13 protein-coding genes are annotated in these 12,178 nt (G+C 63.7%); 2 read left to right on the top strand and 11 right to left on the bottom strand.

Annotated elements, in window-relative coordinates; all coding sequences use genetic code 11:
- Positions 1–9: 9 nt before the first annotated feature.
- From U9R80_RS02865 to cpaB, 8 genes are read right to left on the bottom strand one after another with little or no spacing between them, the layout of a single operon-like run.
- A complete protein-coding gene (locus tag U9R80_RS02865; RefSeq protein ID WP_301838080.1) occupies positions 10–273 on the bottom strand; it encodes a DUF3613 domain-containing protein in 264 nt (87 codons plus the stop codon).
- A gap of 7 nt (positions 274–280) precedes the next feature.
- Positions 281–985, bottom strand: coding sequence for a tetratricopeptide repeat protein (locus tag U9R80_RS02860; RefSeq protein WP_301838082.1), 705 nt, complete (start codon positions 983–985; stop codon positions 281–283).
- A gap of 14 nt (positions 986–999) precedes the next feature.
- Positions 1,000–1,890 (bottom strand): type II secretion system F family protein, encoded by an 891-nt coding sequence (locus tag U9R80_RS02855; protein ID WP_301838085.1) that lies wholly within the window; start codon positions 1,888–1,890, stop codon positions 1,000–1,002.
- A 1-nt stretch (position 1,891) separates the two neighbouring features.
- The gene (locus U9R80_RS02850) at positions 1,892–2,776 is read right to left on the bottom strand and encodes a type II secretion system F family protein (protein WP_301838087.1); all 885 of its coding nucleotides are present in this window, start codon (positions 2,774–2,776) and stop codon (positions 1,892–1,894) included.
- Positions 2,773–4,044: a CpaF family protein gene (locus U9R80_RS02845; RefSeq protein ID WP_301838088.1), complete on the bottom strand. Its 1,272-nt coding sequence runs from the start codon at positions 4,042–4,044 to the stop codon at positions 2,773–2,775. Before U9R80_RS02845 ends, U9R80_RS02850 begins: the two co-directional genes overlap by 4 nt.
- Positions 4,041–5,231 (bottom strand): pilus assembly protein, encoded by a 1,191-nt coding sequence (locus U9R80_RS02840; protein ID WP_301838089.1) that lies wholly within the window; start codon positions 5,229–5,231, stop codon positions 4,041–4,043. The genes U9R80_RS02845 and U9R80_RS02840 overlap by 4 nt, the downstream gene beginning before the upstream one ends.
- Positions 5,228–6,508: a type II and III secretion system protein family protein gene (locus U9R80_RS02835; protein WP_301838092.1), complete on the bottom strand. Its 1,281-nt coding sequence runs from the start codon at positions 6,506–6,508 to the stop codon at positions 5,228–5,230. Before U9R80_RS02835 ends, U9R80_RS02840 begins: the two co-directional genes overlap by 4 nt.
- A 24-nt stretch (positions 6,509–6,532) precedes the next feature.
- Positions 6,533–7,453, bottom strand: a complete 921-nt coding sequence (gene cpaB / locus U9R80_RS02830) for a Flp pilus assembly protein CpaB (RefSeq protein WP_301838094.1) — start codon at positions 7,451–7,453, stop codon at positions 6,533–6,535.
- Positions 7,454–7,772: 319 nt separating this feature from the next.
- On the opposite strand from cpaB, the gene U9R80_RS02825 reads away from it, so the two are divergent.
- Positions 7,773–7,967 carry a Flp family type IVb pilin gene (locus tag U9R80_RS02825; protein WP_301838095.1) on the top strand — a complete coding sequence of 65 codons (195 nt, stop codon included), beginning with the start codon at positions 7,773–7,775 and terminating at the stop codon, positions 7,965–7,967.
- 36 nt (positions 7,968–8,003) lie between these two features.
- Complete coding sequence (locus U9R80_RS02820; RefSeq protein ID WP_301838096.1) at positions 8,004–8,411, top strand: response regulator; 408 nt, start codon at positions 8,004–8,006, stop codon at positions 8,409–8,411.
- Positions 8,412–8,632: 221 nt separating this feature from the next.
- Here U9R80_RS02820 and U9R80_RS02815 read toward each other — a convergent pair whose 3' ends face one another.
- The 3 genes from U9R80_RS02815 to U9R80_RS02805 all read right to left on the bottom strand — a co-directional run bounded on the left by U9R80_RS02815 (position 8,633) and on the right by U9R80_RS02805 (position 11,844).
- Entirely contained in the window at positions 8,633–10,300 is a 1,668-nt protein-coding gene (locus U9R80_RS02815; protein WP_301838098.1) for a ShlB/FhaC/HecB family hemolysin secretion/activation protein, read from the bottom strand.
- A gap of 102 nt (positions 10,301–10,402) precedes the next feature.
- Positions 10,403–11,515: a collagen-like triple helix repeat-containing protein gene (locus U9R80_RS02810; RefSeq protein ID WP_301838099.1), complete on the bottom strand. Its 1,113-nt coding sequence runs from the start codon at positions 11,513–11,515 to the stop codon at positions 10,403–10,405.
- A gap of 8 nt (positions 11,516–11,523) precedes the next feature.
- Complete coding sequence (locus U9R80_RS02805; protein WP_301838103.1) at positions 11,524–11,844, bottom strand: hypothetical protein; 321 nt, start codon at positions 11,842–11,844, stop codon at positions 11,524–11,526.
- Positions 11,845–12,178: the final 334 nt, after the last annotated feature.

The following is a 12,178-nucleotide window of genomic DNA, read 5'->3' as shown; positions in this document are numbered from 1 at the left end:
CGGGCGCCGCTACTTGTCGCCGGCGCCGACGCTGTCATAGTCAAAGTGTTCCGGAAGCTCATATTTGTAGCTGTCGAGCCAGCGCTGCATGCTGCGATCGCGCTCCGCGGGGGTAGCCGTCTGCGGTATTTTCGACGCCTGTTGGTTGCGCGCCTGCAGTTGCAGCCAGGTTTCCGTCCCCTTCTGCGCCGGGGACGAAGGCCCTTCCTCGATGGCCTGTACAGCCGATGGCAGGCTGACCAAGGCCAGCAGTAGTACCCATCTCGATTTCATAAACACCTCACTGTTGTACCGCCGCGACCTGATCGACCCTGGCCGGCGCTGACGTGGTTGGCTTTTTCAACTGCTCGGCACGGTACTTCGCTTCACTGAACTGAGCCGGGCTCAACTTGAAGCGCGAGACCAGGTCGGCCGCCTGCTGCCATTTGTCCTGGTACAGCAGCAGGCTGACCAGGTTGACCGCTGCCAGGGGGTTGTTGTCCTTGAGCTCGATGGCCGTGAGGAACTCGAAACGGGCCTGCTCGACATTGCCAAGGTCGAGGTAGACCACCCCCAGGTCGTTACGCATTTTCTCGTCGGTGGGTGCCAGGCGTACCGCCCGCAGCAAATGACGCTCAGCCTGTACGTTGTCACCGCGCGCCGAGGCCAACTGGCCCAGGCCATGCTCGCCTTCGGCCGCCAGGCAACTGCCCAGCAAGCTGCGGTACAGGGGCTCGGCCTCGCTACGACCGAGCAGGCGCCACACCTTGGCCTTGCGCAAACGCACCTGGGCCATGTCCGCCGGCAATGCCTCGAGGTGCGCCAGGCTGGCATGGGGTCGGCCTTCGCCAAGCATTTCGTCGGCCATGCTCAATGCCAGCTCCTGGCTCGAATCGAGCTTGGCGCAACTGGCCGTGCTCCCGGCCAGGGCCGACCAGGGCGCGCGGCCGTCCGTGGCACAACCGCCGAGCATCATCAGGCTCATGATCACCACGACTGCTTTCATGCACGCATCTCCCTTCATGACGAAGCCAAGGCCCTGGCCAATGCCGTAAGACCGGGACCGGCCAGCACGATCAGCAAGGCCGGAAACAAAAACACCATCATCACCACCGACATCTTCCCGGACATCTTCGAGATACGTTCCTGCATCCCCGTCAGGCGCCGATCATCGAGCAGTTGCTTGAGCGCCAGCAGCGACTTCATCGCCCCGCCGCCCTGGGTCAGCAGCTGTTGAAGAATCACGCAGGTGTCGCTGAATTCGTCCACCGCCAGTAACTGCGCGGTTTTCTCAAGTTCCGGCACCAGGGCCAGGCCCGAGTCGACCCGCAACAAGATGCCGCGCAGTTCTTCGCTGATGACCGGCAGCAGTTGCCGCCCTTCCTGGCTCAACACCCGCAACCCTTGCTCCACCGCAAGGCCCGACTCGAAGAGGATGCGCAGCAAGGGAATGAAGGTGGATACCTCACGGGCGATCTGTTGCTGGCGCCGGGACACCGCCAGCACCAATAGCCGTTTCGGTAACAGGTAGCCGATCCCCAATGCGCACATCGGCAGTACCAGCCAGGCCGTTGGACTGTCGTGGTAGACGGTTTCTTCAAGCAGTACGGCAATCCCCAGGGCCAGCAAGGGAATGCCGACCTGGCACGCAGCGAACACGGCACGCTGGCGGCTACGGCGCCAGCCGATGCGATCGAGCAATTGCCGGGTTTCGCTGTCCAGGCTCAGCAGGCGCTGGGCCAGGTGACTGCTACCCAGTCGATGGAGCCAGTTGTCCAGGCGATTGTCCCGTGCCAACTGGCCCTGCAGGCGCTGCGCCACCAGCCGTTGCCGACGTTGCTGGCGCAGCAGTTGCGTACACAACAGCACGAAGGCGGTAAAGAACAGCGCGGCGCAGAGCATCAAGGCCATTTCACTGACTCCGCAACATGCGCCACAGCGCCAGACAGCCGAACACCTGCAGGGCAAAGGCTGTGACCAACATCATCTGGCCGCTGCTGTCCTGCCACATGCTCAACAGGTACTTGGGGTTACTGAACAGAAAGTAGGCGGCCATGCTCACGGGCAGCGACCCGAGCACCACGGCGGTCATGCGCGTTTCGCCAGTCATGGCACGCAGTTGGCGGGCGCCCTGCTCGCGCTCGCGGATGGTCTTGATGAGGTTTTCCAGCAGCTCGCTGGCATTACCGCCATAGCGATGATTGATCCGCAGCCCCAGGGCGAACAGGCGCAATTCGTCCTGGTCATACAGCTCGGCCAGGTCTTGCAGGGCATCGTCCAGGGCCACGCCCATTTGCACGTTGCGCCGCACCCGCTGCATGGCGCCCTGCAAGGGCTGCCTGGCGGCGTCGATTGCGCCCAACACGGCATCGCTCAGGGTGCGCCCGGCCTTGAGGCTGCGCACGCTGTGGTCGAGCAACTGCGGCAACTGCTCGATCATGCGCTGGCGCCGACGGTGATAGCGCCAGCCCAGGTACAGACGAAACAACAAAGGGCCCGACAGCATCAGGCCAACGCCTGCCAGCCATCCCAGACCCAGTCCGATGAACAGCGACAACAGCGCCCAGATCGTCAGCCACAACACCAGGCGTTCGTTGTGCCGCTCCATACCCGCACGCAGCAACAGGCGATCAAGCCAGTCGCGCCGGGGAGCAGCCACGGCCGATGAGGTTGACTGGGCCTGCCCGAGCCGTTGCAGGATGCGCTCGGTCGCCGACTTGCGCATGCCGGCATAGAACAACCGAATCGATACGCCCAGCATCGCCAGACACATCAGCCCGAGCACCAGCGCGATCATGGCTGTGGCTCCGTGAACTCCCGACGCAGTTTTGCCCCGGCCGGGTTCGGCGCCTCACGGGTGAAGCCCTCGCCGGGGCGCCGGTCGAGGCGGAACAGGGTGTTGGTGACATACACATCATCACGCACGCCCACCACCTCCAGCACTTCGCTGACACAGCGTCGGCCATCGGCCAGCCGGGTGAGCTGGATCACCACATCCAACGCCGCGCAGATCATTTGCCGCAAGGTTTTCTCAGCCACCTGGCGCCCTGTCAGGCCCACCAGGGTTTCCAGGCGCAGCAAGGCATCCTGGGCGGTATTGGCATGGACGGTACTCATGGAACCGTCGTGGCCGGTGTTCATCGCCGTCAGCACATCCAGCACTTCAACGCCGCGAATCTCGCCAAGCAGGATGCGGTCCGGGCGCATCCGCAAGGCGTTGCGGATCAGTTCGCTGGCCTTGATCTCACCGTGCCCCTCGGCATTGGGCGGGCGGGTTTCCAGGCGCACCACATGGGGATGGTCCAGTTGCAGCTCGGCCACATCCTCGATGCTCACAAGACGTTCATGGGGCGTGATCAATTGGCTGAGGATGTTCAGCAACGTGGTCTTGCCGGTGCCGGTACCGCCGCTGACCAGGATGTTGCAACGCTTGGCCACCGCCAACTGAAGAAACGCCAGGATGTCCACGTCGATGGTGCCGGTGGCCAGCAGGTCGGCACTCTTGAGCATGTCCTTGCGGAATTTACGGATCGACAGGCACGGCCCGTCCAGCGCTACCGGCGGGATGATCGCATTGACCCGGCTACCGTCGGGCATGCGCGCATCGACCATCGGCGACGACTCATCCAGGCGCCGCCCCAGCGGTGCAAGGATGCGTTGCATCACCCGCTCCACATGATGGGCGTCGATAAAGCGCAAGTCGGTTTGTTGCAGCACGCCGGCCCGCTCGATAAACACCCGGTGCGGGCCGTTGACCAGAATCTCGGTGACGCTGGCGTCGCGCAGCAGCACCTCCAGCGGACCGAAGCCGGTCAGTTCATCGACAATCTCCTCGGCCAGGCGCTCCATCTCGTAGCGCGACAAGGCCAGGTGCAAGCGGGCAATGTAGTCACCCACCTGCTCGACCACGAACTGCGCCAAGGCCGGCCGCGAGCCTTCCAGCAAATTGCGCCCGCTGTCCTCGATGGCATCGATGATGAACCGGTGCAGGGCACGCTTGAGCCCCTGCGGGTCGCTGCCCAGGTTGTGCCGAAGGCCGCCAAACAGCTCATCGGTGCTGCTCATTTTTGCCCCCAGAGCCGATTGAGCCAGTTGCCCGACGGCTGTTTGTTGTGCTCGGAGCGCCGGGCCAGGCGCTCGCCCAGGGCCTTGAGGTGATGGGTGAGGCTTTCTCGCGGGGCCAGTTCAAACAGTGTCAGCCCTTGGTTCTTGGCATTCAGGCGCACCTCGGGACTGTAGGGCAACACCACCAGCAACGGCAGGCCATAACGCTTGCTCAGGGCTTCGGAGTCCGGGGCGACGCCCTTGAGGTAGCGGTCTACCAGCAGGCTGGCATGCTCAAGCTTCATGCCCTTTTCCCGCCACAAGGTCAGCACATCCAGGTTGCGCCTGCACTCCAGGACATTCTGGTCGGTGTACCAGATCAGCTTGTCGCAGTGGCTGACAAAGGTGCGCAAGGCTTCGCAGTCGGGCTGGCCGGTGAGGTTCACCACAATGTGCTGGAAATGCTGGCGCAAGGCGCTGAGCAGCATGTACAGCTCGGCAGCGCTGGTGCGCTCCAGTGGCTCGTCGTCATCGGCATAGGCCAGCAGGCGCAGGCCGGAACTCTCACGGGTGAAAGCACTGTCGATCAAGGTGTTGTCCAGGCGTCGAAGGTGCCGCAGGGCATCACCGAAATGAAACGACGCCTCGAGGCCCAGCAGGGCTAGGCTGTCGCCACGCGGCAAGCCCAGGTCGAGCAACAGGGTCTGCTGGCCACTGCCCTGGACGACACGGGCCAGGTGCGTGGTGAGCAAGGCACCGTCGGAGGCGCATTGGCTGCCGTAAAGGACCGTCAGGCCACCCAGGCTCGGGTTGCTGGTGACCGCCGGCAAGCGCTTGCCCAGGCGCCGAACCAGCCCGGCCACCTCGCTTGCGCGCGAGCCGTAAGCGACGAAATCACGGGCGCCCGCACGCATGGCGTTCAGCACCAGTTGGTTGTCCATGCCGTCACCCAGGGCAACGATCGCCAGCATCGGTTTGGCTTCGAGCACCCCTTCGATCATGGCGCACTGATTCACCACGTGCTCGCGGTCCAGGCCGACGAAGATCAGGTTGGCGAAGGTGACATCAATCAGCGCCAGCAACTCGTCAAGGCTGCCGCGCCCGGTACCGACCACTTGCCCCAAGGGGGCAAGGGCGCCTTGCAACCATTGCAGGTCCTCGTCGTTGCGGGTGATGGCAAGAAAGGTCTGACTCAGGCTTTCGCTCATTGGGATAACCCGCTGCGACCCTCGAAGTCGCCGTTTTCCAGGAAGAACAGCCGGCCCCAGCTCGGGTCATACGTGCGCAGCCCTTCACCCGGCAGCGACGGCAATTGCGCATTGGCCGCCAGGGGCTGGACCAGGTGCGGGGTGACGATCATCAGCAGTTCGGTTTCATCGCGCGCCACTGACGACTGGCGAAACAGCGCCCCGATGACCGGCAGGTTGCCCAGCCCGGGGAACTTGTCCACCGCCGAGCGGGTGGTGCTGCTGATCAGGCCGCTGATGACAAAACTCTCGCCATCGGCCAGGGAAATACTAGTGTCGGTGCGTCGTACCGTAAGCCCAGGCACCAGGGTCCCGGCAATGTTGACAGCCTTGCCGTAATCCAGCTCGCTGACCTCTGGCGCCACCTTGAGGGTGATACGGTCGCGGCTGACCACGGTGGGCGACAAGGCCAGGCGAATACCAAATTCCTTGTACTCGATCGACACACTGTCGCTACCACTGCTGGGCACCGGAATGGGGATCTCGCCGCCGGCCAGAAAGCTTGCGGTCATACCGCTGAGCACCACCAGGCTGGGACGCGCCAGGGTGTAGGCAAAGCCGCTGTTTTCCAGGGCATTGATGGCGGCGAGAAACCGGCTGCTGCCGCCGCCAAAGACAATGTTGAACACGTCGTTGTCCAGCGGGATGCCCGGGCGTACATCGGCGTATACCCCAGGTGCGGTCATTACCCCCGGTACATGGTCGGGCCTGACGAAGGTATTGGGCACCGTGCCCGGCGAGCCGAACAGGGCATTGTTGGAGCCTTTGAAAAACAGTCGCGCCCCCGCCTCCTTGAACTTGGTGCGGTTGACTTCGACAAAGCGGATATCCGCTTGTACCTGGCTGGGCAGTACCGGGTCTTGCGACGGCGGCAGGGCGCTCTCGGCCATGTCGACAGTGGCGGCGCCCTTGACGAACACCATGGCCTGGCGGGGGGCCTTGGAGCAGGCAGTCCAGAGCATCAGGCTGGTGGCACCGGGCGCCAGTGCCGTCAGCAATACCGCGTCATCGCCGCTGGCCTGCACATCGGCGATTTTCGAGTCGCCCACTGCAACCCGGGTGATGTTCACCGGCACCCGCACCTCTTGTTGCAGGCCCTGGTCGATCTCGATAGCCGCGGGCAGCCGCTCCATCGCCGCGCACCCGGTAGAGGCCGCCTGGGCCTGGGAAGCCAGTGCGGCGGCGCACAGCCAAACGCACAGCACTTGTTGAGTTACCCGCACGGAACGACTGCTCATTGAAGGGCATCCTGGCTGGTTGGATCAGGGAGTGGGTTGGAGGGATTGGTTGCCTCGAATGATTTCCATGCCGCGACGCGGCGAGGTGCTGGCCACCGCCTGAGGCACCGGTGCCTGGGCCAACTGACTGAAGCGATAGAGTTCGCGGTTGGCGTTGTCCACTTCCACCGTGCTGCCCTGGGGATTGGCCCAATACTGCGCCAGGCGTTTTTCTTCGGCGCTGCGCACCGCCAGGCGCAAGCTGCCGGTTTGGGTGGCAAGCATCAAGCGGCTGGCCAGCTTCTCGGGGACTGCCAGCACCACCGTGCGCGCCGCATTGCGTTGCGCGTCCTGACGAGCCTTTTCATCCTGCGGGGGAGTGACCGCCCTGCCGTCGTTGCCCAACCCCATCTGGGCCCCGACACTGAGCACGCGCAGCGCCGGCAGCACCACCTGGGCGGTGGCCTGGGGGTTCTGGTTGGCCTCGCGCAGGTAGAGCAGCACATCGACGTAGTCGCCTGGGCTCAACTGTCCGGCCGCACCGATCACTTCATCGACAGCGACGGCCAGAGCACGCTCATGGGGATGGATCATCCGCGCCAGCGGCCCGCCGGCGTCGAAACTGCCCTGCTCCAGCCAGGTGCCGGCGGACAGGGCCCGCCAGCTACTGCGCCCGAGCACTTGCTCGAAGGTCTGGAAGCTGCCCGCGGGGGCTACCTGCAAGCGCTCCAGCAGCAGGTCGTCGGCAGTGAGGGGGGTATAGGGCGCCACATCGCGGCGCAGGACCACCACGGGCTGGCGCATTTCGTCCGTGGCGCTGGTGACCACCTGTTCCACCACAGGGGCGGCAACAGGCGCTGCGACAGGGGCCTGGGCAGGACGGCTGAGTTCCAGCCCCCAATAGCCTGCCAGCAAAGCCCCCAGCAAAAAAAATCCCGCAAGAATGATGGTTAAGCGACTGCCCATGCCGGTCCTCCAACTGCCCTGCCCGTCCCTCGCAACCGCCTTTGAACCGGCCAACTGTGTTGCCAAGAAAGCAACGATTTCGCTATTTGACGGTAGCGCAGTGAAGACAAAACGCCATTACCCGCCAGAAATTTTTCCGCCGTAATGCTGACAGCCCCCTGAATCAACGACTTACTGGCGTCAGTTTTCGCGCTATCACTTTCGTATTAATGCCTTCTTACATTTGCTGGTTTTTCAGTGGTTGACGATGCTGTGATGGCAAAGGGGAATCATCGACCCGCCCCTGTCATCTGCGCCGTTGTGCGCAAGGAGAAGTGCCATGCGTGTATCCCGGATTCTCAAGAGCTGCAAAGAATTCTTCCATCGCAAGGACGGGGCGTCCGGTATCGAATACGCCATCATTGCAGCGATGGTGGCGGTGGTATTGGCGGGGTTCGTTGGGGATATCTCCAAGCATGTCAAAACCACATTTGAAACAATCAAAACATCCCTAGAGCCTCCTAAGGCGGAGTAGTAAAAAAAAGTAAAGACATCCACCACCGATAAAGGAATGCCCATGCCAACTACACGTCAACAGATTCTCCTGGTGGATGACGAAGAAGATGCCTTGCTGGAACTGGCCGAGCTGCTGGAGAACGAGGGTTTTTGCTGCTACACGGCTACCTCGGTGAAACTCGCCCTGCAGCAGCTCACTCGCCACCCGGACGTGGCGCTGGTGATCACTGATCTGCGCATGCCCGAAGAGAGTGGCATTTCACTGATCAAGCGCCTGCGCGAGCACACCGCCCGCCAGCACCTGCCGGTGATCGTCACCTCCGGGCACGCCGACATGGACGACATCAGTGACCTGCTGCGCTTGCAGGTGCTGGACCTGTTTCGCAAGCCCATCTACCACACTCGCCTGCTGGAAACCCTCGACAACCTCTTCCCCAAGCCACGCCTGCACCTGGTGAACTGACCTGCGACTTCATCGCGGGACAGGCCCGCCCCACCGGGTTTCCCCATCCCCGGCAGGAGCGGGTTTGCCCCGCGATGACTAATGTTCACCCCCCCGATTCGACCGGTAGGAGCGGGCTTGCCCCGCGATCAATCGTTCGGGCAACACCCATTTTTCTGGCTGTACCGGCCTTTCGCGGGGCAAGCCCGCTCCTACCCCGGGGGGGTGATTTGGAGCGGTCGCTATAGCTGGTAGCTGAAACTCAAGGTGTACCGTGGCCGCCGATTGAAACTGTCCAGGGCGATGTCCGACATCGGCTTGGCCGCTTCCAGGGAGATGTTGTAGTAACGGGCATCGCCAAAGCGCACCCCCAGTGCCGCCGACGACAGCGTCGAGTCGCGCACTTCCAGCTCGTTGAACCAGCTGCGCGCTGCATCCAGCACCACATAGGGCTGCAGGATCTTCAGCCAGTCGCCCTCACGCTTGAAGCTGTAGTTCACCTCATAAGCTGCGCCCCAGCCCTTGTCGCCAGACGCCTGGTCACTGGGGTAACCACGGCCGAAGCTCTGCCCACCAAACACCGCCCGCTCGCTGTCTGGCAGGCTGTCGCCGCTCCAGTACAACGCCGCCGAGGCCACGCCCTGCCAATTGTCAAAGAACCGGTCACTCTGCACGCCCGACAGGCGCAGGCGCAGAAAATCCAGGTCGATGTCGCTGTCGGTCTTGGCCCCCAGGTAATCCAGGCCCTGATAGGCCCCGACACTGACGATGCGCAGTTGCCGGGCATCCGCCACACGCCAGTCTCCCTCGAAGGCCAGGGCCCTCAGGTCGGTGCGGCTGCTGATCTTGAGCGGGAAGCCGACGACCCGGTAATCGGTGTTGTCATTGACGGCATACAGGCGCGCAGCAACGCTGAGCCATTCGTTGGGCGAGGCGATCAGCGTTTGGCCAAGGCCAATCGAATAGCGGTCGTTCTCGCGGTGCTGCTTCAGATTGATGCCGTTGTTCAGGCGCACCAGGGCGCTGGGGTCGCTGCGGTACTGCGAGGCCGACAGGGTCAGTTGGCTGCCCTCGCTGTCCAGGTACTGGGCGTAGTCCAGGCGATAGTAGTGTTCATCATCATCCCCCGGCGGGAACAGGGCACTGAAGCTCACCTGCTCGGCCAATGACGTCTGGGCGTTGCTGCTCACCCCCAACAGCGCCTGGATGTCGTCGCGGCTACCGTCGGTCAGGTTCAGGGTCGAGGTGAACGGCTTGCGTGAAGCCTGGGCAATCAGTTTGGTCGCGCCATCGGTGGTGCCCGGCGGCGGCACCTGCGCCTGGAAGGTTATGCCAGGCACCCGGCTCATCAATGAGGTGTAGCGCTCGAAGGACTGACGCGTAAGGGGGCGCTCGGCCTTGAGCCGGCTGAACAGTTTGTCCAGGTACGCCGATGCCGGGCCAACATCGCCATGCAGTTCAAAGTCACGGATATAGCCTTCGACCAGCACCACCCGCACACGCCCATCGGCAAAGTCCTGAGGCGGCAGGTAGGCGTACGAAAGCAGGTAACCATCGTGCTGGTAGCGCTGAGTCAGGCGCCGGGTCGCCTCGATCAGTTCGGCCAGGGTGACTTCGCGGTTGACCAGGTCCTGGTAGTTATCACGCAGGTCACTCAAGGGGTAGATCGTGCCGCCCTCGATGCGCACCTTGCGCACCATCACCCGGGTACTCATCAGCAGAGGTTGCTGCTGGGGGGCGGGCGCGGGCGTCTGCAGGTCTGGCGTCGTGGGCCGGAAGGCATCGGCGGGCAGGTTCGGTGCCGGCAGGCTGCGTTCGACATCGTTGCTGTTGAGGAAACTTGGCAGGGGTTCTGCACTTAGCACACTGGCCCAGGACAACCCCAGAATCGCAACAACCAATGGACGCATTGGACGCTCCATGTTCCCGAAAATACGAGGGAACCCACGTGGTTCCCTCGTCAGACTCAAGCGTAGGTGTTGCCCGAACAATCGTCTAATGAAGGCAGTGCCTCAAGGCTGCGCCCCCGTCAGCCCATGTTTGAGGCCGCCCGCCAGTCCACTGAGTGCGCCGCCCAGGCCACCGCCCTGCTGCCCTTCCGGGGCAAGCAAGCCGCCCACCTGATCGACTGTTTTACCCACTTCGTTGACGGCAGCGCCCACGGAACTGACCACCGGGTTGCTGCTGGCCGCATCCACCTGGTTGCCCAGACTGCTGACCGCCCCACCCACCTTGCTCACCAGGCCGTCGACCGGTGCACCGATGCCGGTTGCCGCCCCCACTTGTGAGGTGACGCTGGCGACGCTCGTCACGACGGGCGTCACCGCAGCGCCCACAGTGCCGGTCAGCGCGGCAGTCGGCACACCCGCGCTAGCGCTGGCCACGCCATTGCCACCCATGACCGTGCCCAGCGAAGCCACGCTGTTACCTACCGCTGCCGCAGCGGTGCCGGTGGTGCTGAGCAAGGCGTTATTACTGCCGGCATCAAGACCGGTGCCGACACCGGCCACCGCGCCGCCGACCGTTTCCAGCAGGCCTGGCTTGCCGCCAGGGCCGTTCACCAGTTCGCCGGACGTACTGGTTGCACCGCCGACCGTGCTGGCCAGGTTGCCGACGGCCGTGGTCAGCGGATTGCTGCCACCGGCACTGGCGATCTTGTCACCCACCCCCTCGAGCGTACCGCCGACCTTGCTGACCACCGAGTCCAGCGGGCCACCGAGCCTGGTCTGGCTGCCGAGATTGTTAGTGGTGGTTTCCACCAGCGAGACCACCGGGACCAACACCTTATTACTCACACCCTCATTGAGGCCGCCCAAGGGGCCGGTGGTGCTCTGGGTACTCAAGGTATCGCCGAGCATGGTCACGGCCTGCCCGACATGACCGACCACGGTGTTCACCACGGGAATGTGCTCGATCAGATCGCTGCCGCCCAGTTGCTGTACACCACCGCCAAGGTCCGATACGCCCTGGCCGACACCGGCCACTGTGGTGCCGATGGCATTGCCGCCGGCGCCCAGTTGGCCGAGCCCGTCACTGACCCCGCTACCGATGCTGTTCACGGCGGTGCCGGCGGAGGTCACCAGGCCGCCGGCGCCGGTACTTCCCAGGACAGGCAACGAATCCACGCTCGCACCTACGCCAGCGACTCCCGTACCGACACCGGCCACGGCATTGCCCACCTGATCAACCACCTGGCCAGTAACCAAGGGCGTGGTAGTGCCGCCGCCCGGGTCGCCACCGCCTGGATTGCCGGTGCCTGGATTACCAGTGCCGGGGTTTTCACCGCCGGGGCCAGTGCCGCCATCACCCCCGCCCGTTCCACCAGTGCCACCTGTACCTCCGGTCCCACCAGAACCGCCTGCACTGCCCGTACCGCCAGTACCCGCGCCACCACCGGCCAGGCCATCTCCTGTTCCACCGATGCCACCAGTGCCGCCCCCTGCGGTTCCATCACTGCTGCCACCGGCCCCCGTGTCGGAACCGGCCTCAGTGGGTGTCGAACTGTCGACATGGCTCTTGGAGCCGCCGCCTCCGCTGCTGCATCCACCCAGGCTCACCGCCAGGATCAGGGCCAGGGCCGTACTTGCTTTCCACGCTTGCGTTTTCATGGGCGACTCCGTTGCCGCAGCTCGTTGTTTGAGAGCGACACACGCAGCGCCGATCTCTGTTGCAGGCATCTGAACGCGGGCAACGACGGCGGACAATTCGGAACTTGGTATTAACCCTTTCTATACCTTTGAACAGGATAAAAAACGGGGTTGTGATTCAACGGCTTACGCGCCTGGCAA

The organism is Pseudomonas sp. JQ170C, assembly GCF_035581345.1.
Taxonomy (GTDB): Bacteria; Pseudomonadota; Gammaproteobacteria; order Pseudomonadales; family Pseudomonadaceae; genus Aquipseudomonas.
Note: the sequence above shows the minus strand (reverse complement) of the source record. Positions and strands in the feature narration are given on the sequence as shown.